Origin of the sequence: Blautia sp. aa_0143 (assembly GCF_004167315.1) — a bacterium.
Classification (GTDB): domain Bacteria; phylum Bacillota; class Clostridia; order Lachnospirales; family Lachnospiraceae; genus Blautia_A; species Blautia_A fusiformis.
Genome location: NZ_RCXU01000014.1, coordinates 36,156 through 58,996, shown reverse-complemented (window position 1 = coordinate 58,996; position 22,841 = coordinate 36,156). Strand labels below are relative to the sequence as shown.

The following is a 22,841-nucleotide window of genomic DNA, read 5'->3' as shown; positions in this document are numbered from 1 at the left end:
TGATCTCTATGTAGCATTTGATCGCATATTTGATAAATTCTATGATTTTTTTCATTTTATTTTCCTCCTCTTTTCTTTAACTTACAAATGCATTATAATAAACTCTCGGAAATATTACGTGCCAAAAACACAGAAAAAGTAGTCAAATATTGCGGAGAGAAAAATCCATGTTTCCAGTATACGAAGAAAAAAAGAAGAATCTCCATATTCATCTGCGGACCTTAGCCCATGCTTCACCCCATCTTCATAACTCCATAGAGTTTATCGATATCACAGAGGGAACTCTGGAGCTTGGTATGTGACAGGAACTTTATCATATGGAAGAGGGAGATTTTGCAGTGATCTTTCCGGATGTGATCCATCACTATCAGGTGTTCTCTCCGGGAGAAAACAAAGCAGTCTATCTCTGGGCAAAGCCGGTATTGATTGGTCAGTTTGCGGATATCATCCAGAACAGCTGTCCGGAAGACCCGGTTATAAAAAAGGAGCAGGTGCATCCGGATATTCTAAATGCGGTACGGTGTCTCAGGGCAAACCGCAAGGAGAAGGATGATAATCTTGCAGTGGAACAGGCGTATGTGCAGATCCCGGGATTTGAAAGTCAGAGGACTTTTAACCGGGTATTCCGGGAACGGTACCGGATGACACCAAGAGAATACAGAACATTATATAAGGAAAAATATTTACGAGAGGAACAGACATGATCACAGTAGAGCTGGAACATTTCAGCCTTGATAAAATATGCGATTCCGGACAGTGCTTCCGGATGAGAAAGCTTGGAGACGGACATTTTTCCATGGTGGCGGGAGACCAGTATCTGGAAATGTATCAGAAAGACGGAGTGGTGGATTTCTGCTGCTCTCAGGAGGAATTTATCTGTTACTGGGTGCTGTATTTTGATCTGGATACGGATTATGAAGCTTACATGAATGCTGCTAATCCACGGGATAAATATCTGGGTGCCGCAATAAAGGCAGGAGACGGGATACGGATATTAAGACAGGATCTCTGGGAAATGATCGTTACGTTTCTGATATCTCAGCAGAACAATATCAAGCGTATCCGCAAATGTATCGAAACCATCTGCCGGAAGTACGGAGAGCGAAAAAATTCATCTGCAGGTGTGGAATACTACGCTTTTCCGACTGTAGAGGCGCTAAGTCAGGCAACGGAAGAGGAGTTAAGAGGATGCGGCCTGGGATACCGGGCAAAATATATCGCAGTAACGGCCAGGACCATTGCATCCGGTCAGATCTCTCTGGAAAAAATCTATGATATGCGTTACCCTCAGGCAAAGAAGGAGCTGATGAAGCTCTGTGGTGTGGGAGAAAAGGTAGCTGAATGTATCTGCCTGTTTGCACTGCATCATATGGATGCTTTTCCCATAGATACCCACATCCGTCAGGTCATGGACGTGCATTACAAAAGAGGATTTCCCAACCGCAGATACAGAGGAATGCGTGGGATCATGCAGCAGTATATTTTTTACTATGACTTGTACTCATAGACTGCGGATGCTATCATAGGTGAAAATAAAGGAAAAATCCACGGAGGAAAAAGTAATCAGAAAATATTTACTGCGATTGAGACAACCACGTATAAAAAAGAAAGAAAACAGATATTATATCCGGGGCTATAAGGGAACGGAAGTGATCATCCGTACAGATCATGAGATCCTGAAGAGGATTGCCTATAGGCGTACCTGCGTGAAACAAGTCTGCATTCCTGGAAGATATGAAACAGAAACAAAATATATCTATACAAGAAAAGAAAACAGAAGAAGCCGACCAGTCATAGTTCCGGGCATTCCGACCGGGAGAGAAACGGCTATGCCACGTGCCGTGCGGACAGTGCTCCATGCTCTTTCCTATGGCGGGATCGAAGTGGAGGCTTCCAGAAAGCTGGCAGATCTTAAGAAGATGGATCCTATGAGAATCTTTTACAGGACACTGGATGCGGAAGTTTATAACGGAGACTATAAAGTGCCGATCCGTCTGTTTTTTCCAACAGAAGAGGACATGGAAAACGGTGCCGCCTCCGGAAAAAAACCACCGGTGATCCTGTTTTTCCATGGCGGTGGCTGGGTTACGGAAAGTGTAGAGAATTATCAGCGGGTTTGTGCCAGAATGGCACAGTCTACCGGCCAGATCGTGGCGTCTGTTGAATACAGGCTGGCACCGGAATACCGTTTCCCGGTGGGACTGATGGATTGTTATGTAGCTGCGAAGACTTTTTATACCAATCGTTTTCTTCTGAATACGGATCCGGATCGTATCACCATTATGGGAGATAGTGCAGGCGGAAATCTGGCAGCGGCTGTATGTATGATGGCCAGAGACCGCGGAGATTTTTTTCCAAAAAAACAGATCCTTATTTATCCGGCACTGAACAACTGTTATACGGAAGACTCTCCCTTTGAATCCGTAAAAACAAACGGAACCGGTTATCTTCTCACAGCGGAGAAGATGGAAGATTATCTGAAATTCTATGAGAGTTGTCCGGAAGACAGGAGGAATCCCTATTTTGCGCCGATCCTGGAGAAGAATCTTCGAAATATGCCGGATACCCTGATACTTACCGCTGAGTTCGATCCTCTTCGGGATGAAGGTGAGGCATTTGGTGAAAAACTGAGGGAAGCGGGAAATCGTGTGGAAGTGCACAGGATCGCAGGTGCGTTTCACGGGTATTTTGCACTGGGGATCAAATTTCTGCATGTGCAGGAGAGCTTTGCATATGTAAATCGTTTTCTGGAAACAGAGGAACAGGAAGAAGGAAAGCATCATGAAGAACGAATATGCACAGTGGAGAAAACTTGACAATGCGGCGCTGGCGTTCCCGGCGGTGACAGGAAAGAATGACACCAGGGTATTTCGTTTTTACTGTGAACTGAAAGAAGAGATAAAAGAAGAAAACCTGCAGGAAGCCCTGGAGAGGACACTGGAAAAATATCCTCTTTTCCGTGCAGTTTTAAGAAAGGGACTGTTCTGGTTTTATCTGGAGAGACGTGATATTCCGGCAGTGGTAAAGAAAGAAGCAGGTGCACCCTGCAGCGGACTTTATATTCCGGATAAAAAAACGCTTCTTTTTCGGGTGAGCTATTATAAGAACAGGATCAATTTCGAGGTATTTCATGCGCTGACGGATGGAACGGGAGCCATGCATTTTCTGATGGAGCTGGTGAAAAATTATCTTCAGGAGACGCACCCATCCGCAGAGCTTCCGGAGCTTTTTTCGGATGAAAACATTACGGGCAGGGATATGGAGGAGGACAGCTTTTCCCAGTATTATTCCTCCGACGCGCCAAGAAAGAGAGAGTCCAAGAAGCCTGCCTTCCAGTTAAAAGGCGAGAAGCTCAGGCAGGAGGATATGAGTATCACGGAAGTCTGTATTCCGGTAAAAGAGATTCACGCCCGTGCAAAATCGGCCGGTGTGTCGATCACGGTTTTTCTTACGGCAGCACTTATCTGGGCGATCCATGAAGAAGTACCTCAGAACCAGGCGAAAAAGCCCATTGGTCTGATGATCCCGGTAAATTTGAGAAATTATTTTCCGTCCCGGTCTATGGCAAATTTTTTCGGATGGATCGAGATCAGCTGTTATTTTCAGCCTGATACAGCCTTTGAGGATATTCTGAGATCCGTAAAGGAGCAGTTTGCAAAGGAACTGAGTAAGGACGTGATCGAAGCAAAGCTGAATGATCTGGTAAGCCTGGAGAAAAATCCGATCCTGCGTCTGGTACCACTGGAGATCAAAACCCCGTTCCTTCTTGCCGGGACGACTCTCGGGGGGAGGTCTATCACGGCGATCTATTCCAATGTGGGGATCATCCGGATGCCGGAGGAATATCGGAAATATATTCAGAGATTCGGACTTTTTGCAAGCACGGACAGTCTGCAGCTGTGTTCCTGTTCTTTTGGAGATGAGATGGTTTTAAGCTTTACGTCCAAGATCCCCAATGGAAATATTGAGCGGAATTTTGTGGAGAGACTGAAAAATGAGCAGGTATCCTGTACAATTCGGGAGAATGATCTTCCGGGACAAAAAGAGGAGCAGAAACAGCAGATGAAGCTTTTTGAGAGCTTTACATTTCTGTGTATTGTGCTGGCTGTGGTATGTAATCTGATCGATTATCTGCTGGATAGTCATATAGGCTGGGCCTGGTTTGTGACTGCAGGGGCGTTCTGCACCTGGCTGATGGTTTCAGTGGCTTATGTGAAGCGGCGGAATCTTCTGAAGAATGAGATGTGGCAGCTGGTGATCGCAGCTGTTGCAGGAGTGCTTTGGGATGTGTTTACCGGCTGGCGTGGCTGGTCTGTGGATTATCTGCTTCCTCTGGCTTCGCTTGCTGTGATCTGTTCCATGTGGGTGATCACTGCGGTACAGAAGCTGGAGGTGGCGGAATATATGATCTATCTTCTGGAGGCAGGAGCTTTCGGAGGAGTGATCCCTGTGATCCTGTTGGCTGCCGGTGTGGTAACGGTGCTGTATCCGTCGCTGATCTGCATATGCGTCAGTTTCCTGATGCTGATATGGCTGTTCCTGTTTAAGAGGAAAGATATGGTGCGGGAGATGCAGAAGAAATTCCGTGCATAGAAAATAAAAACAACCGTCGATCTGCAGAGGACTTTTTGAAGAGCTGTCTGCAGACCGGCGGTTTTTTGATCAAATCAAGGGAGTCTCCTGCAGGGTTGCGAAAAGCAATAAGCAGTGGGGGAAACTTGCCCGATGTTCGGAGATCAAAATCCGAAGTCCTCATAGTCCTCCGGTGTGAACTTATGATAGATCATATGCTCACCCTCCAGGGACAGACAATACCGGTAGTCATCCGGGATCCCGTCTTCGAAATATACAAGATAATCAAATCCGGTTCCGGTTGTTTTTTCCACGTGTACATGTTCGGAATAAGCATGAAAAACGTCCATCACTTCATCCAGAGTACAGCCATGACGTGCAACCGTGCCTATAAAGTGTACCAGAAATTCACTCGGCTTCCGGTTTTCGTGAACGTAGTCCGAGGCCTGAGGCGGCAGGGTGATGCAGAAACGCCCGTTTTTGGAAGAAGCCGTTACTTTTCCAAGACGGTCACAGGCATGATCTGAGAATTTTTCCATTGCATGCTGCATTTCTTCTTCCGTAAGCTCTGTGCCAAGAAGGCGGTTCAGAGACTGCAGCGGATAATAAAAACGGGTAACTCCGCTCATGTATCCGATCTTTACCTGTTGTTCCTGGATCATATCCAGGAGATTATTTTCCAGTTTTTTGAAATTCATTATGTTTTTCCTTTCCGAGGTCTGAAGGTTTATTGAACTGCATACATTCAGATCCCATTTTTTTCGCAGATATCATTGAGACAGCAGCGGTCACAGTAAGGCTTTGTCCGCGCTGTACAGACTTCTCTTCCATGATTGACAAGACGGTGGCAGAGATCATTGCCTTCTTCCGGAGGGATGATCTTCCAGAGAGCCATTTCCACCTTTTTCGGATCCTTCATGTCATGGACAAGGCCGATGCGGTTGGAAAGGCGGATACAGTGAGTATCTGTTACAATGGCGGGCTTGCCGAATACGTCCCCCATGATCAGGTTTGCGCTTTTTCGGCCCACACCGGGAAGCTTCAGAAGTGCGTTAAAGTCTTCCGGCACCTTGTCGTGATACTGTTCGTGGAGAATGCGCATACAGGCGCTGATGTCCCGGGCTTTGCTTTTTCCAAGGCCGCAGGGACGTACAATGGCTTCGATCGCTTCCGGCTCTGCTGCTGCCAGGGCTGCCACATCCGGGTATTTTGCATAGAGATCCTGAACAACTACATTGACCCGGGCATCGGTGCACTGAGCTGCCAGACGGACACTTACAAGAAGCTTCCAGGCATCATCATAATCCAGTGTACAGTCTGCATCCGGATATTCTTTTTTTAAACGGCTGATAACTTCATAGGCCAGTTCCTGTGTTGTCATTTGTATATGAACCATCCTTTCAATTTCGGTTATATTACTGAATTACTACAGCCAGGATGATACCACAGCATTCGGAGAATTACAAGGTGGACAGGAGTACAGAAGCAGTGTGTGGCATTTGGGGATTTTATCAGCAGAGCAATTTTGGGAATCCCCCCCAGGGGCTTGTTAATACCCTGACAATTTGGTACATTAAACGTGACCTGTGAGGGACCTGATCTCCCTCACGTGAATAGAAAAGTGCGGAGGAATCAACGTGGAAAAACTTCTCGATGAAATCGAATCTTACTGGAGCACCCGTACAGAAGGGTACTCCGAAGTGAATCATAAAGAGCTTGCAGGAACGCAGAAAAACGCATGGCTTAAGGTGCTGACCAGTCAGTTTCCGGACAAACCCAAGGAAGAGATCCGTATCCTGGATATCGGAACAGGCCCCGGATTTTTTCCTGTGATCCTGGCAGAAGCCGGATATCATGTAGATGCAGTGGATTATACGGAAGGAATGCTGGAAAAGGCAAAGGAAAATGCAGGAGACCTTTGCCGGAATATCCGCTTTTTGAGGATGGATGCACAGAAGCTGGATTTTGAGGATAATACCTTTGACGTGGTCATTTCCCGAAATCTTACCTGGAATCTGGAGCATCCTGATGTTGCTTACAGAGAGTGGGTCCGTGTACTGAAGGTAGGAGGAAGACTCCTGAATTTTGATGCCAACTGGTACGGTTATCTTTATGAGGAAGAGCAGCGTAAGGCCTACGAAAACGACCGGAAAAATGTGGAAAACAATAGCCTGGATGATCACTATCTCTGTACGGATATTGAGCGCATGGAGCGGATCGCCCTCCAGGTACCGCTGTCAAAGATCAGTCGTCCCCAGTGGGATGTAAAAACTCTCAGAGAAGCAGGACTTCTTGGGATCCGCACAGACACAGAAATATGGAAAACGGTCTGGAGTGAGGAGGAGAGATTAAATTATCAGTCCACACCAATGTTTATGGTAACTGGTGTAAAGCCGGATCATTTCCTGAATCTTCCGGTTGCGGCAGGAGAAAAAACAGAAGGCTTTCTTGAGCTCGGAGATGGAGAATTTGTCCTTCCTGCAACCATCATCCGTGGAAAAGATCCTGGAAAAACCGTTCTCGTCACAGCAGGTCTTCATGCAGGAGAGTATGTGGGGATCCAGACTCTGATCGAGCTGTCGAAGCGGCTGAAGCCGGAAAAGGTAAAGGGCCAGCTGGTTCTGGTAAAGGTGCTGAACCGGGAAGATTTTGAGAAGCGTGCAGGCAGCATCAGCTGGGAAGACGGAAAAAATCTGAACCGTGTTTTCCCTGGCAGAAAAGATGGCACAAAAATGGAACGACTGGCAGCGGCCATCACAGAATCCCTGATCCGGAAGGCAGATTATTATATCGATCTTCACGGCGGTGATGATTATGAGGAGCTGACTCCGTATGTATATTTTGCAGGCGTGGCAAAGCCGGAGATCGTGGAAGCTTCCCGAAAAATGGCAGAGCAGGTTGATGTCCCATATATGGTACAGTCAAATGTGAGTACAGGCGGCGCCTACAATTATGCGGCAAGTACCTTCCATATTCCGGCGGTCCTTCTGGAACGCGGCTGTATGGGAACCTGGGAACGGGAGGAAGTGGATTCCATGCGAAGAGATGTAAGAAATATCCTCTGCAGCATCGGAGCCTATAACGGAATCCGTTCCCACAGTACGTACTATCCACTGAAAATGGATGATGTGCGTTATCAGTGCGCCAGTGTCAACGGTCTCTGGTACCCGGTGAAGAAACCAGGCGATATCGTTCATCAGGATGAGTATCTTGGAGAGATCCGTGATTATGAGGGAAATGTACAGGAAATTTGTCGTGCAGACATGGATGGTGTGATTCTTTATCAGGTATCAAGCCTTCAGGTTGTGGAAGGCGGCCCTGTGATCACCTACGGAAATATCGTAAGAGAAAAAGACGAGCGGAAAACAAGGATCGCCCAGTACTGGACCAGGCGCAGCGACAGCTTTCTGGAACAGAGAAGAGCAGAGCTTCACAGTGCACTTGCAGGCCGCTGGATGGCTGAGCTTAAGAAGTATCTGCCTGAGAAAAAGAATCTCCGGATCCTGGATGTAGGCTGCGGAACCGGATTTTTTACCATTCTTCTTGCAAAGGAAGGCTATCAGGTAACCGGGATCGATCTGACGCCGGATATGATCACTCATGCAAAGGAGCTGGCGGAGGAAGAAAAAGCAGACTGCCGGTTTATGGTGATGGATGCAGAAGCTCCGGATTTTCCGGATGAGGAATTTGATGTGATCGTATCACGAAACCTTACCTGGACACTTCCGGACGCGGAGCATGCTTATCAGGAATGGTTCCGTGTACTGAAACCGGGCGGAGTGATGATAAATCTGGATGCAAACTACGGAGCAGCAGACTTTGCGGACACTGCGGATCTTCCGGAGAACCATGCCCATCATCAGATCCAGGATGAGCTGATGCAGGAATGCGAGGATATCAAGCGGCAGCTGCCCATCAGTTCTTTTCTGCGTCCGGCATGGGATCTGGAAACGCTGAGTCGTATAGGTGTGGAAGAATTTTCCTTTGACCTTGGTATCAGCAAACGTATTTATACAGAAAAAGACGAGTTTTACAATCCGACCCCGATGTTTTTGATCTTTGCAAAGAAACAGAGGTAGGATCATGCTCAATATAAAACAGATACAGTATTTTGCAGCCTGTGCCAAAACAGGCTCCTTCAGCCAGGCTGCAGAGCTGCTTTTTACCACGCAGTCAAATGTAAGCAAGGTGATCCGTTCCATGGAAGACGATATGCGTACCCAGCTGTTTGTCCGTCATGCAAAGGGCATAGAGCTGACACTGGAAGGAGAGCGTGCATATATCCATGTGCAGAGGATCCTGGAAAATATAGATGAACTGGAAATGCAGGCACAGCCACTTGCAAAAAGCAGCCTGTGTGTATGCTTTCATCCCAGCTCCTGGTTTGCTGATATCTTCGTAACGTATTATGAAGCACATAAGTGCGATGATCTTCATTATCAGGTTTACGCAGCAGATACCCATGAGATCATAAAACGTGTGAAAGGCAGACAGGATGATATGGGATTCGCCTATGTGATGCAGAATCAGCTGGCGGCGTTCCAGTATTTTCTTTCCCGGAATTACCTGGAATTTGAGCTGCTGACGGAAACCGAGGTAAATATTTATACCGGGAAAGGGAAAGCAGATACAGCAGATGAGGGAGATTTTAATATGTCCCAGCTCAGGCTGATCCAGAGATTTCCCGATGAATTTTCCCCGGATAATTACCGGAACCTTGTAGAGGAAAACGGTCATTCCGCAGTGGAGGCAGAGACCGTAGTCGTAACAAACAGTGATTATATCGTGGAACGTCTTCTTGGGTCCGGAGAGCTGTGTAATATCAGTGGTGCGGATCTTTCCGGCCGTGATCCGGGATATTCCTCCGTGAAATATACATTTCCGGGAGAAGGCCAGAAACTTGTTTACGGGTGCATTTGCCGGAGAGGTGAAGAGCTTAGTGAACAGGGAAAGGATTTTCTGGGATTCGTGAAGGAAAGACTTCAGATTTCCGGGAAGTGATAAAAGAATAAAGCAAAAGACCAGACGGGATTTTTCTGCACGGGACACAGGTTCCTGATACAGAAAAGTCCCGTTTTTTATATGGAATATACATCCATGCCAAACCCGACTGTCCAATATCCCCGTACCGGGGTTGTCCGAAAGCTGTTAAATGATAAAATAATATCAGCAGCACACTCCGCGTGCTGAACATAAAAACACTGTGATGCACATAACCTCCGCGCACTCCTATTTGTGCATACAAATGTTTTGTCGAATAATAACACGACCCTTTCAAAAGCAGTTATGGTTTTGGATGCCATAACTGCTTTTGAAATATGAACACAAATCGCTCCACGATTTGTGTTCATGAGCATGCAGCAGAGCGGAATGCGAATGTCTGTCTGAACTGTAAAGGGCAGTGGGAAAGGAAAATTATGAACAAAGAAAATAAACTCGTCATCCGGATCCTGAAGCGGATCCTTCTGCTTGCTGTGGTTATGTTTCTGCTGTCTGTGGTGGTGTTCTGGCTGGCGAGACTGGCACCGGGAGATCCCCTGCAGTCCTTTTACGGAGATTCTCTGGAAATGATGACCAGTGAGGAAGTGGCTGCAGCCAGAACGAGACTGGGACTGGATCAGGGAATCGGGGTACAGTATGTAAGATGGTTTGCCAATGCAGTTCATGGTGACTTCGGATTGTCGCTGAAATACAGGCAGCCGGTTATGAATGTGATCAAACCGCTGATCGGAAATACTCTGGTGCTGGGAGGAATTGCTTATATTGTGATCTTTATACTGGCAGTTCTGATCGCCATATTCTGTACGCTCCATGAGGATCAGTGGATCGACCGGCTGATCTGCAAGATCGGAACAGCAGCCTATTATGTGCCGGCTTTCTGGCTTGGTGTGGTATTGATCCTGATCTTCAGTGTAAATCTTGGATGGTTCCCAAGCAGCGGTGCCTATGATGTAGGAATGGCAGATAGTATCGGCAATCGTATGAAGCATATGATCCTTCCACTGGTAGTAATGATCTTCAGCCATCTTTGGTATTACGCATATATGATACGTAACAAATTCCTGGATGAGGTGCGGAAGGATTATGTACTTCTTGCCAGATCCAAGGGACTTTCCAAAAGAAAGATCCTGTGGAAGCATTGTCTTCGAAATGTAATGCCGACGATCGTGAGTATCATGGCAGTTTCGGTACCCCATGTAACCGGTGGGACTGTAACTGTGGAAGCTGTTTTCAATTATGCGGGAATTGGAAATCTTGCAGTGGAATCTGCAAAATATCATGATTATAACCTGTTGATGATCGATGTGCTGATCACGGGATTTATCGTATTTTTTAGCAGCTTTGTTGCACAGACTGTCAATGAAGAGATTGATCCAAGAATGAAGGATTCGGAGGTGAGGGTATGGTAGCTGACCGGAAGCTTTCAGAAGTTGAGCTTTTTCAGGTAGTTGGTGCCGGGTGGACGCAGCATGAATCTGAAAAACGAAAAAAAACATTTCAGGAAAAGCTGAAGGGGAAACCGGTATTTTCCATGTTCCTGCTTTTTCTGATCGTTTTGGGCTGTGTATTTGCAAATGTTGTTGCAAATCATGATCCCTCAGGTTTTTATCTCCAGAATCTGAATACACCGCCGGGAAAGGAGTTTATCTTTGGAACGGATTCGCTTGGAAGAGATATTTATTCACTGATTTGGTATGGTGGACGGGTTTCTCTGGTGATCGGGCTTCTGGGAACTGCGATCATTACTGTGATCGGTGTTACCTACGGATGCATCAGCGGAACAGCAGGGCCAAAGGTGGACTCGGTTCTGATGCGGTTTACGGAAATGTGCGGAAGTATTCCGACGCTTCTGCTGATCCTGATCCTGTCAGCAGTCCTTCAGGCCGATGATGTGATCAGCATATCTGTGATCATCGGTATTACCGGATGGTTTGCACTGGCCCGTATTGTAAGAAGTGAAGTGCGGCAGATAAGGAACAGTGATTATGTGATGTATGCAAGACTTTGCGGAGGAAGTTTTGGATATGTGATGTATCACCATCTGATACCGAATTTTGTTTCGGCGATCATGTTTGTGGTGATCTCTTCGATAAGCAGCTGTATTACCATGGAATCTACATTAAGCTTTCTTGGCCTCGGGCTTCCGGCAGATGTAATCTCCTGGGGAAGTATGCTCTCACTGGCAAATAAAGCACTGATCATGAATACCTGGTGGGTAATCGTGATCCCCGGAGTTTTTCTGGTCATTACTTTAATGTGCATTACCAGTATGGGAAGCTTTGTGAGAAGTGAGGTAAATAACCATTACAGCAATCTCTGATGCAGTCAAAAATATTTGAATACAAACCGTGATGAAGCATTCCGAAGTGTAGATAACCGGTTTGAAAATAAGGAAAGATGAGGAAAACAGAATGAAAAAGAGAACAGGAATCAACTATGGCAGAAAATATGCGGCGATAACACTGGCAGCAGTGACCGCAGCATGTACAGGAGCAGCTGCAGGCAGTGTGGTAACCGTAGCTGCGGCAGAAGAAAACAAAACTCTGGTATATGCAGGTGAGTCAGAAAGTACAATTAATCCCCTTCTGAATAACCATGATGAACTTCCGGATCTTATTTTTTCAGGACTGATGAAATATGATGCCAATGGAAAGCCGGTAGAGGATCTTGCAGAGAGTTATACCTTTGACAAGGATACCAATACCTATACTTTTAAACTTCGAGATGGTGTTAAGTGGCATGATGGAGAAGATTTCAATGCAGAGGATGTTGTATATACCTATAAGGAGCTTACAGAGGATGAAACCCTGGGAGCCAGCATCACCAGCAACTATCAGGACATTACAAGTATTGAGGCACCGGATGATCAGACTGTGATCTTTACACTGGATCAGTATGATGCTGCCATGCTGGATTACTTCACCATGGGAATCCTTCCAGAGCATCTTCTGGAAGGGGAGGACATAAATACTACATCCTTTAACCAGAATCCGGTGGGAACAGGCCGTTATAAATTTGAAGACTGGGATGCTACCGGCGGAATGATCACACTGAAACGAAATGAAGATTATTACGGAAAGGTTCCGAATATTGAAACCGTTGTATACCGTACAGTGTCGGATGAGACTACAAAGGCAACCATGCTCCAGTCCGGCGAGGCGGATCTTGCATGGCTGAATTCCAACTATGCTTCTCAGTTCAAGGATAAGGACGGATATAATTACTGGGAGTTCACCACAGCAGATTACCGTGGAGCTGCCATGGATATGAGCACAAATTTCTGGAAGGAAAACGGAGATTCCATCGGCGTTCTGAATTATGCGCTGGATAAGGATTCCATTATTGCAGGTGTTCTTGCAGGACAGGGAGAGCCGGCATACAGCCCGATCCAGAGAAACCCTCTCGGAACAGATAAGGAAGCCAATATCTACTCCTATGATCTGGATATCTTTGCAAAGAAGATGGAAGAGCTGGGATGGAAAAAAGGTGATGATGGGATCTATGAGAGAAACGGACAGAAATTCCACTTTACCATCCAGGTACGTGATTACGAAGAAGAGCGTGTGGATATTGCCAATGTCATGTCTGATATGCTGAAGCAGGCTGGTGTGGAAATGGAAGTAAAGCTTGTTACCAAATTTGACTGGGATGCAGGATACAATGGATTTCTTGCCGGCTATTCAACACAGTTTGACCCGGATATGGCATATGTAAACTTTGTAACCGACGCAAGTGGAAACAACATGCATTATTCCAATGCAGATGTGGATAAATATCTTGAGGAAGGCCGTCACGGTGAGACTGAGGAAGCCAGAAAAGAAGCATATGGTGAATTCGAAAAGGCATATGCCGAGGTACCTGGAATCCTTCTGGTTGCTTATCTCCAGGGAGATTATGTAGGCGTTTCCGGACTTGACGGACTGGATACCACACGTGTTCTGGGACATCATTCCGTAGGTGTTATGTGGAATATTGAAGACTGGACCATTACAAAATAAGGAAAAGATCATGCAGGAAACCGTTTTGGAATTAAAAAACTATTCGGTAAGCTTTGACACACCGGACGGCGAGGTACAGGCCGTCCGGAATGTTGATCTCACGGTAAAAAAAGGAGAGATACTTTGTATCGTAGGTGAGTCCGGATGTGGAAAAACCGTTATGTGCCGTAGTGTGATGAAGCTTCTGCCACCGAATGCACATGTAAAAAGCGGAGAGATCAGTCTCTGCGGAGAGAATATCACAGCCTATAAAAGAAAAAAAATGGAAAAGCTGTGCGGAAGCAAGGTAAGCATGGTGTTCCAGGACCCTATGCTGACGCTGAATCCGACGATCCCTGTTGGCAAACAGATCACAGAGGCTATTATCAAAAATCAGAAAGTATCCGGGGATGAGGCGAAAAAAAGAGCTGTGGAAATGCTGAAGCTGGTAGGGATTCCGGATGCAGAACAGCGCTATGGCCTGCAGCCTCATTTTTTTTCCGGAGGAATGCGTCAGCGTTGTGTGCTGGCTATTGCACTGGCCTGTGATCCGGAAATATTATTTGCCGATGAGGCGACTACAGCATTGGATGCAACCGTGGAAGCAAAGATTTTGGATCTGCTTCTTGAGCTGAGAGAAAAAACAGGGATCAGTATTGTGTTCATATCTCATGATCTGGGAGCTGTTGCAAGGATCGCAGACAGAGTTGCAGTTATGTATGCAGGAAAGATCATTGAGATCGGGACAGCAGAAGAGGTTTATTATGATCCCCGGCATCCTTATACCTGGGGACTTCTGTCTTCTCTGCCTGTATTTGCAGGTGAAAAAGGGGATCTGAATCCGATCCCCGGAATGCCGCCCTCTCTTTTGGATCCTCCGCCGGGAGATGCGTTTGCCGTTCGGAATCCCCAGGCACTGGCAATCGATTATGAACAGACTCCTCCGATGTTTAAGGTCAGTGATACGCATTATGCAGCCACATGGCTTCTGGATGAAAGAGCTCCGAAAATAGAAAAGCCTTCCATTTTGAAGGACAGATTACAGGAAAACAGCGGCCGTAAACAGAAACCGGATAAAAAGGAAGCGTCATTTTTACAGAAAACAGAACAAAAACAGGCGCCTGTACTGATCGAAGCCAGAAATCTGAAGCAGCATTTCCGTATCCGTTCCGATTATACGATCCATGCAGTGGATGATGTTTCCTTCCGTATCCGGGAAGGTGAGATCATGGCACTGGTGGGAGAGACCGGCTGCGGAAAATCCACGACAGCCAGAACGCTTGCAGGAATCTACCGGCCTACAGGCGGGGAGATCTTTTATCAGGGAGAAAGAGTGCCGGATAAAAAGGATCCTTTCGGAATGCGGAAGAAAATGCAGACTGAGATCCAGATGATTTTTCAGGATTCGGGCGCTGCACTGAATCCCCGAATGAGCATACGGCAGATCATGCTGGAGCCTGTAAAGATCAGCCGCAGGATCCGTGACAGAGAAATGTTGGAGAACAGGCTTCGGGAAATCCTGAAGGAGACAGGACTGGATGAAAGCATTCTGTCGAAAAAGCCGGGAGAGCTTTCCGGCGGACAGAGACAGAGAGTTGCCATAGGAAGAAGCCTTCTCATGGAACCACGTCTTATCATTGCAGATGAACCCATCGCATCGTTGGACATTTCTATCCAGGCACAGATCGTCATGCTTTTTAAAAAGCTTCAGCAGGAAAAAAGATTTTCGTTTCTTTTTATTGCCCATGATCTGTCCATGGTACGTTTTTTAAGTGATACAACCGGTGTGATGAAAAACGGAAAGCTGGTAGAAATGGCACCTACAAAAGAGCTTTTTGAAAATCCGCAGCATCCTTATACACAGTCCCTGCTTTCTGCGATCCATATCCCGGATCCGCTGGAAGAGAGAAAACGGAGGCTGATCGAGTATGAAGAGCCACAGTCTCTTGGAGAGGGCTGGAAAGAATTATCCGCATGTCACTGTGTGAGAATATAAGAACATAATGGAATACATATGCATGACAAAATGGAATATGTAAAATCCCCCCGCCGGGGTTGTGGCAGAACAGCCGTGTTGTTAAACTTTTGTTATTCGAAATACTGAGAAACAAAGTGCGGAGAGGAAAATATGGGAAAATATATAATAAAACGGTTGCTGCAGCTGATCCCGGTCCTGATCGGGATCACATTTCTTTCTTTTGCCATGATGCGGCTTGCCGGCGGAGATGCAGTAACTTATATGTATGAAAATGCAGGCTCTGCAGTATCCCAGGAGGTCATTGATAATGCGAAGGCAGAATATGGCCTTGATAAACCATTCCTTGTACAATATGCTGCCTGGTTTGCGGGAATGGTAACCGGAGATATGGGAGAGAGCTATGTGTCTCACAGAGATGTCTATGAAACCTTTATTTCAAAGCTTCCGGCAACGATGATGCTGACTCTGTCATCGATCCTTCTTACAATTGTTCTTGCGATCCCGTTGGGAATCCTGTCAGCAGTAAAGCACAACAAATGGGTAGATTATCTGATAAGATTTTTAAGCTTTATCGGCAATTCCATGCCGAATTTTTTTGCTGCCATGGTCCTGATGTATTTTCTGTCCATCAGGCTGGGCGTTTTACCGGTAGTCACAAATACAGATCTCGGACAGAGTATTATTCTGCCGACACTGACACTGGCGATCTCCATGGCTGCAAAATATACCAGACAGGTGCGTGCCACGGTTCTGGAAGAACTGAATAAGGATTATGTGACCGGAGCCCGGGCAAGAGGGATCCGCAGTCGTGTGATCATTTGGAAGAGTGTAATGAAGGCTTCCATGCTGACGATCATCACACTGCTGGCTCTGTCCATCGGCAATCTTCTGGGAGGAACTGCCATTGTGGAAAATATCTTTATGTGGGATGGTGTCGGAAAACTGGCGGTAGATGCGATCACCATGCGTGACTATCCGATCATCCAGGCTTATGTGGCCTGGATGGCGGTTATTTATGTTCTGGTAAATCTGGTGACAGATATTATTTACCACTATCTGGATCCGAGAGTACGACTTGGAGGTGACAGAGCATGAGTGGAAAAAATAATATCACAGTCCGGAAGCAGAAGATCCGGAAAAATCATACAAAAGCAAAGCTTGTCTTTTTTCTTGTGCTTACAGCATTGCTTCTGTTTGTAGCGGCATTTGCAAAATATCTCTGCCCTTATGATCCTTATGTCCAGGATCTGGCACTTGCCCAGAAACCGCCGGGACCGGAGCATCTGCTCGGGACAGACCGTTATGGAAGAGATATGTTTTCCCGTGTGATCATAGGAAGTACGACCAGTATTTATGCAACGCTGCTCCTGGTTGCGGTGATCACTGTGGCAGGAACGGCTATTGGTATTTTCTGTGGCTGGAAGGGCGGCAAAGCCGATACCGTTCTGATGCGTATCTCCGATCTGTTCCTGGCTTTTCCGGGACTGGTATTTGCCCTGGCAGTAGCAGGTGTTCTGGGAGGCGGTATCCAGAATGCGATCATTGCCCTGGCAGTGATCAGCTGGCCGAAGTTTGCGAGACTTGCCAGAGGGCTTACTCTGACTCAGAAGGACTCTGCATATCTTATGGCGGCGAAGCTTTCCGGAAGCAGTACAGGAAAGCTTCTGCTCAAACATATCCTTCCCAATATCGCAGGCCCCATCCTTGTTACGTCAGTTCTTGATATCGGAACCATGATGATGGAGCTGGCAGGACTTTCCTTTCTCGGGCTTGGGGTAAAGCCTCCAATGGCAGAATGGGGAAGTATGATCAGCGATGGAAGAAGTATGCTGCAGATTTCACCGTGGATGGTACTTGCTCCGGGAATGGCGATTTTTATTACAGTAATGATCTTTAATCTTCTGGGAGATACGATCCGGGATTATATGGATCCGAAGGAACGAAACAGGAGAAAAGGATAACAGGCACTTATAAATAAACATAACAGAGAAAGTGAGAGCGGAGATTATGAAGAAAAAGATTCTGGCAGCAGTGCTTGCAGCGGCAATGGTCATGAGCATGACAGGAGTTTCGGCAGCAGCAAAAAGCAAAGAAAAGAGTGAAGGAACTACCTTTGTTTACGGAACTACCGGATATAGTGAAGAAATGGGAGATGCAGGATTAAACCCTCACGACAATTATTCCGGATGGAGCTGTCTTCGTTATGGCGTAGGAGAAACACTGTTTAAGTACAATGACAACATGGAGGTAGAGCCATGGCTTGCTACAGACTATGAATTTACAGACGATAATACAGTAAAGATCACCCTTCGTGATGGTGTGAAATTTTCCAGCGGAAGAACCATGGACGGAGAAGCGGTAAAGGAATGCCTGGAGGATCTGATCGCAAACCATGACCGTGCACCTTACGATATGAAGATCGATAAGATCGAAGCAGATGGAATGACAGTAACGATCCATACTTCCGAACCATGTCCGGCACTGATCAATTATCTCGGTGATCCATATGGTGCTATCATTGATATGGATTATGGCGTACAGGGAGAGGGAGGCTCTGCAAATGTGGCAGGAACAGGCCCTTATGTTGCAACAGAGGTATCTCCTACAGAGATCAAGCTGGTAAAAAATGAGGATTACTGGGGCGGAGATGTAAAGGTAGACAACGTTATCGTAAAATCCTTCTCAGACGGAAGTGCCCTGACAGCAGCATTACAGACAGGCGATATACAGGGAACCTATGGACTTCAGTATGATAACTATGCGCTTTTTGACGGAAATCCGGACTATCAGATCAGCTCTGTAGCAACAAGCCGATGTTTCTTCGGACAGTTTAATATGAAGTCTGAACTGATGCAGGATCAGAATGTGAGAAAAGCCATTGAGATGGGAATCGATAAGGACGGCTTCTGCAGTGTGATCATGGAAGGACGAGGTGTTCCGGCAGTGGGAGCCTTCCCAAGCAGCTTTTCCTATGGAAACGATGCAGTAAAGGCACCGTCCTATGATCCGGAAGAGGCGAAAAAGCTTCTGGAAGAATCCGGATGGACAGATACGGATGGAGATGGCTATGCAGATAAGGACGGAAAGAAGCTGTCCATCACATGGCTGACCTATCCAACCCGTCTGGAACAGCCTAAGCTTGCAGAATATGCACAGTCCACTTTAAAGGACATCGGAATTGAGGTCGATGTCAACAATACAGCAGACCATGCGACGTATGCAAAGAATGGAGAATTTGATGTATATGTAAGCTCGCTTACAACTGCACCTACCGGCGATCCGGAATATTTCTTCACAAGTACAGTTGTATCTGACGCTGCCAAAAATTATGGCAAATACAGCAATTCGGATCTTGATGATATCGTAGCGAAGCTGCATGAGACCTTTGATACAGATGAGAGAGGCAAGCTTGCTGTGGAAGCACAGCAGACCATTCTGGATGATGATGCGTATTTCTTTGTTTCTCATCTGAATATGGGACTTGTGTCAAAGTCAAATGTATCAGGGCTGACTGCTCACCCATGTGATTATTACGAGATCACGGCAGATCTGGAAGTGAAATAAGATGGAATTATTGTTGAAGCTTGAGCATGTGACGATCTGTTACAACGGAGAACCGGTTGTACATGATGTGGATCTGGAACTGAATAAAGGGGAGATCCTGGGGGTGGTAGGCGAATCCGGAAGCGGAAAAAGTACCATCATCAAGGCAATCATGGGACTTCTGGGAAATGAAGGCACGGTGACAGAAGGGGATATCTGGTACAAAGGAAAAAATGTGGTGGATATGCCGGAAAAAGAATTATGCAGACTTCTGGGTCCTGAGATCGCCATGGTCTTTCAGGATTCAGGAGCAGCCCTTTGTCCCATCCGCACCGTAGGCGATCAGATCTATGAGAGTATGCGGGAGCATGAAAGGATCAGCCGTAAGGAATGTGCGGAGCGTGCCGTCCGGATGATGGCTAAGATTGGTCTCAAGGATGGGGAACGTGTTTTGCAAAGCTACCCATTTGAATTGTCCGGCGGTATGAATCAGCGTGTGGGAATCTGTATTTCCATGCTGCAGAATCCGTCGCTTCTTCTGGCAGATGAGCCTACCAGTGCCCTGGATGTAACCATACAGAAACAGGTGGTTGAGGAAATGCTGCTGATGCGTAAGGAATACGGAACAGCCATGATCGTTGTCACACACAACATCGGTGTGGTGGAAAAAATGTCAGATAAGGTTCTGGTACTGAAAAACGGAAAGGTGAGGGAATACGGAAAAACAGCTCAGGTTCTGACAGATCCGGAGGATCCCTATACAAAAGAGCTTATGAGTTCGGTACCTCGTTTGAAACGTACAGGTACCGGAAATGGAGGCAGATGATGACAGAAAATAAAAATATTCTGGAAGTACATCATTTGAAAAAAAGCTTCACCACCGGTAAAAAATCCTTCACGGCTGTAGAAGACGTAAGCTTTTCTCTGAAAACGGGGGAAGTATTAGGAATCGTAGGTGAATCCGGCTCAGGAAAAAGCACTGTGGCGAAGATGATCACACATCTGACAGAACCCACCGCCGGAGAAATTTTTCTCATGGAAAAGGATATCACACATGCAAGGGGAAAAAATCTCCGGGAAATCTACCGGGAAATGCAGATGATTTTTCAGACACCGGCAGAATCCTTTGACCCCAGATGCACTCTTGGGGACGGAATCGGGGAAAGTCTCCGGAATATGGGGATAAGTAAGAAGGAAACCAGGAACCGTGTGGAAAAGCTTCTGCTTACCTGCGGACTGACTCCGGAATATGCAGATCGGTATCCCCATCAGGTCAGCGGAGGGGAGTGCCAGAGAGCGGCTATTGCCAGAGCCCTGGCTGTGGAACCCAGAGTGCTGATCTGTGATGAAGCAACCAGCGCCCTGGATGTGACTGTGCAGAAACAGATCATGGAGCTGCTTCAGAAGTTAAAAAAAGAAAACCAGCTGTCCTTTCTTTTTATCTGCCATGACCTGGCCCTTGTCCAGCTGTTCTGCGACCGGGTGATCGTGATGCATGACGGACATGTGGAAGAGGAAGGGACACCGGAAGAGATCATTGAGCATCCGAAGACAGAGTATACGGAGCAGTTGATCCGGTCGGTGCTGTGATAATGACAGATAAAAACAAAAGAACGAAGCCCTCAGTAGTGCGAATACTGAGGGCTTTTTTGCAGGTTACACGTTGACGCATTTTCCCTCACCCGATATAATTAAAAAAGAATCGAAACCGGATGAAAACGGAATAAATATAGAGGAGAACACAAAAAATGGCAGAAAATTTACAGATCAGACTGGCAGATCCCGGTGAGGCGGACCGTCTGGCAGAGATCGAGGCAATCTGTTTTCCACCTGCGGAGGCAGCAAGTCATGAGGAAGTTGTGAAACGTATGGGAGCATTCCCGGAGAATTTCGTTGTAGCAGTAAAGGATGAGCAGATCGTAGGCTTTATCAACGGAGGAACCACAGATAAACCAGTACTCCCGGATGAATTTTATCATGATATCACGCTTCACAGAAAGGACGGGGAAATCCAGACGGTATTCGGACTGAATGTGATCCCGGAATACCGTCATCAGGGGATCGCCGGAGAGCTTGTGGAATATTTCAAGGAGCTTGCGAAAGAGCGCGGAAAAAAAGCTCTGATCCTTACCTGCAAGGAGCATATGATCCCATTCTATGAGAGCCACGGACTGAAGAAGCTGGGTGTGGCAGATTCCTGTCATGGCGGAGCAACCTGGTATGATATGCAGATCTGGTTCTGAGAAATGAAGACAGTAACAGAAGAAAAAAGAAGAGTCAGCTGCAGAAACAAAGGTCAGCTGAATAAGAAACCAGAGGAAAAATAAATGAGAATACGAATGTACAATGTGGGATTCGGAGACTGTTTCTGTATCCGTGACAGAAAAAGCAGCCTGCTTGTGGATTTCGGGGCAGCCAACAGCAAGATCGAAGGGCGGCCACGGAGAGAGGTCTTTGATGTGATCATCTCAGACCTTACCACTATCCGCAAAAAAAATCTGCTACTGACACATTTTCATCCGGACCATGTTTCCGGATTGCTTTATATGATGCGTTACCGAAGAGATGCCTACGAATTTGAAAAGATCTATCTTCCGGATGTATTTTCCGGTCCGGAAATGAAATACACACTGGCGCTTCTGCTCCTTGCGGATGTGACAAAAAAGGCCAGTCTTCCCGGAAGACGTGTCAGCCTTTTTGCCCTTGCAGAAGCTCTTTGCGCCAAAAGGGTAAAGATCGACCTTTTATCCAGAGGCTCAGAGTTTGAAGGAAAATATACAGCGCTCTGGCCGGATCTCAGGGAAGTCAGCCGGGAAACGGAGGACGTATTTAATTCCCTGATCGAGAATCATGAAAATGCAATGACCGAGCTTGTGAACATTGCGGAGGAGGTACGTCAGCTGTTCCTGTCCATGACAGAGGAGATGCCGGAAGCAGAGCAGAAATCTGCTCCACTGTCTGAGGCGTCTTTGGTGGAAGAGGATACAGAGGAATCCGAGCGCTCTTTGACAGGACAGACAGAGCCTGGTGGGGAAAACGAAGGATATACGCAGGAGAAGCTGGAGCTTATAATGGAAGATACAGGCGCAGCAGCTGAGGATACAGCAGAGGCTCCGGAAGAAGCCGAAAAAGAGAGAGCACGTCGCCTTAAACCGGAAAAGCTGGAAAAGAAATTCCGTGAATTACAGGCAACCGGAGAATTTCAGGCACTTCTGGAAAGTGCGGAAAAACAGGGGCATTTTCTGCGTCAGTTCCGCCACAAGATCAGTCTGGCATTTCAGAATACCGGCGACGGCGAGCTGAATCTTCTGTTTACCGGAGATGTACAGCCACAGTACATGAGGATGATCGCAGAAAACTATGATGGCAGGATTCCCCTTCATGAGCATTACTGGTGTATCAAGGTACCACATCATGGTACGGAATCCCATTTCTTTGATTTCAGCAGCTTCTCCCCGGAGAATATGATGATCCCCAACGGAGCCTACTACGACAACAGCAAGAAGAAATCCAAGAATCAGCGCACTTCCATGCAGTACGGCGGTTTATTTTATATTAATGACACGCATATGTATTGTTCCAACTGTGACTGCTGTGACAGCTATGAGAACGGATGCTCCTGCAGGGAGTATGATGTGATATCACCATCGTATTATAAAGATATCTGATCATGTTACAGATGGATTTCTGGTGAGTTATATACGATCCGGTCATTCAGGCAGACAAAGAAGACGGTAATTTCTTTGTCTGCGTTTTTGTTAAAAAGACAG

The 22,841-nt window shown here is 46.6% G+C and carries 18 protein-coding genes and 1 pseudogene; 17 read left to right on the top strand and 2 right to left on the bottom strand.

Annotation, left to right across the window (positions count from 1 at the left end; all coding sequences use genetic code 11):
* The first annotated feature begins 167 nt into the window (after positions 1-167).
* From EAI83_RS08790 to EAI83_RS08775, 4 genes and pseudogenes are all read left to right on the top strand, one after another.
* Positions 168-704 (top strand): annotated as a pseudogene (locus EAI83_RS08790) (cupin domain-containing protein).
* On the top strand, positions 701-1,507 hold the full coding sequence (locus tag EAI83_RS08785; protein WP_021652785.1) for a DNA-3-methyladenine glycosylase family protein: 807 nt from the start codon (positions 701-703) through the stop codon (positions 1,505-1,507). Before EAI83_RS08790 ends, EAI83_RS08785 begins: the two are co-directional and overlap by 4 nt.
* A gap of 19 nt (positions 1,508-1,526) precedes the next feature.
* Positions 1,527-2,816 (top strand): alpha/beta hydrolase, encoded by a 1,290-nt coding sequence (locus EAI83_RS08780; RefSeq protein ID WP_330547780.1) that lies wholly within the window; start codon positions 1,527-1,529, stop codon positions 2,814-2,816.
* Positions 2,782-4,593, top strand: a complete 1,812-nt coding sequence (locus EAI83_RS08775; protein WP_129975121.1) for a DUF6320 domain-containing protein — start codon at positions 2,782-2,784, stop codon at positions 4,591-4,593. The genes EAI83_RS08780 and EAI83_RS08775 overlap by 35 nt, the downstream gene beginning before the upstream one ends.
* A 143-nt stretch (positions 4,594-4,736) precedes the next feature.
* On the opposite strand, the gene EAI83_RS08770 is transcribed toward EAI83_RS08775, so the two are convergent.
* Positions 4,737-5,270 carry a DUF3877 family protein gene (locus tag EAI83_RS08770; RefSeq protein WP_092071731.1) on the bottom strand — a complete coding sequence of 178 codons (534 nt, stop codon included), beginning with the start codon at positions 5,268-5,270 and terminating at the stop codon, positions 4,737-4,739.
* A 47-nt stretch (positions 5,271-5,317) separates the two neighbouring features.
* Entirely contained in the window at positions 5,318-5,953 is a 636-nt protein-coding gene (locus EAI83_RS08765; protein ID WP_022427162.1) for an endonuclease III domain-containing protein, read from the bottom strand.
* A gap of 256 nt (positions 5,954-6,209) precedes the next feature.
* Between EAI83_RS08765 and EAI83_RS08760 the strand changes: the two genes are divergently transcribed.
* From EAI83_RS08760 to EAI83_RS08700, 13 genes are all read left to right on the top strand, one after another.
* Complete coding sequence (locus EAI83_RS08760) at positions 6,210-8,651, top strand: methyltransferase domain-containing protein (RefSeq protein WP_129975118.1); 2,442 nt, start codon at positions 6,210-6,212, stop codon at positions 8,649-8,651.
* A 4-nt stretch (positions 8,652-8,655) separates the two neighbouring features.
* On the top strand, positions 8,656-9,573 hold the full coding sequence (locus tag EAI83_RS08755; RefSeq protein ID WP_129975116.1) for a LysR family transcriptional regulator: 918 nt from the start codon (positions 8,656-8,658) through the stop codon (positions 9,571-9,573).
* A gap of 416 nt (positions 9,574-9,989) precedes the next feature.
* Positions 9,990-10,982: an ABC transporter permease gene (locus EAI83_RS08750; protein ID WP_129975114.1), complete on the top strand. Its 993-nt coding sequence runs from the start codon at positions 9,990-9,992 to the stop codon at positions 10,980-10,982.
* A complete protein-coding gene (locus tag EAI83_RS08745) occupies positions 10,976-11,893 on the top strand; it encodes an ABC transporter permease (protein ID WP_129975112.1) in 918 nt (305 codons plus the stop codon). The genes EAI83_RS08750 and EAI83_RS08745 overlap by 7 nt, the downstream gene beginning before the upstream one ends.
* 91 nt (positions 11,894-11,984) lie before the next feature.
* A complete protein-coding gene (locus EAI83_RS08740) occupies positions 11,985-13,571 on the top strand; it encodes an ABC transporter substrate-binding protein (protein WP_129975110.1) in 1,587 nt (528 codons plus the stop codon).
* A gap of 10 nt (positions 13,572-13,581) precedes the next feature.
* On the top strand, positions 13,582-15,546 hold the full coding sequence (locus EAI83_RS17690; RefSeq protein ID WP_129975109.1) for a dipeptide ABC transporter ATP-binding protein: 1,965 nt from the start codon (positions 13,582-13,584) through the stop codon (positions 15,544-15,546).
* 132 nt (positions 15,547-15,678) lie between these two features.
* A complete protein-coding gene (nikB, locus tag EAI83_RS08730; protein ID WP_021977177.1) occupies positions 15,679-16,623 on the top strand; it encodes a nickel ABC transporter permease in 945 nt (314 codons plus the stop codon).
* Entirely contained in the window at positions 16,620-17,489 is an 870-nt protein-coding gene (gene nikC, locus EAI83_RS08725; RefSeq protein WP_129975107.1) for a nickel transporter permease, read from the top strand. The genes nikB and nikC overlap by 4 nt, the downstream gene beginning before the upstream one ends.
* Before the next feature lie 46 nt (positions 17,490-17,535).
* On the top strand, positions 17,536-19,092 hold the full coding sequence (locus tag EAI83_RS08720) for an ABC transporter substrate-binding protein (protein WP_021652799.1): 1,557 nt from the start codon (positions 17,536-17,538) through the stop codon (positions 19,090-19,092).
* Between the two features lies 1 nt (position 19,093).
* Complete coding sequence (locus EAI83_RS08715; RefSeq protein ID WP_129975105.1) at positions 19,094-19,897, top strand: ABC transporter ATP-binding protein; 804 nt, start codon at positions 19,094-19,096, stop codon at positions 19,895-19,897.
* Positions 19,897-20,661, top strand: a complete 765-nt coding sequence (locus EAI83_RS08710; protein ID WP_129975103.1) for an ABC transporter ATP-binding protein — start codon at positions 19,897-19,899, stop codon at positions 20,659-20,661. The genes EAI83_RS08715 and EAI83_RS08710 overlap by 1 nt, the downstream gene beginning before the upstream one ends.
* A 158-nt stretch (positions 20,662-20,819) precedes the next feature.
* Positions 20,820-21,314, top strand: a complete 495-nt coding sequence (locus tag EAI83_RS08705; RefSeq protein WP_015525566.1) for a GNAT family N-acetyltransferase — start codon at positions 20,820-20,822, stop codon at positions 21,312-21,314.
* Between the two features lie 84 nt (positions 21,315-21,398).
* Positions 21,399-22,739, top strand: coding sequence for an MBL fold metallo-hydrolase (locus tag EAI83_RS08700; RefSeq protein WP_243113464.1), 1,341 nt, complete (start codon positions 21,399-21,401; stop codon positions 22,737-22,739).
* Positions 22,740-22,841 lie beyond the last annotated feature (102 nt).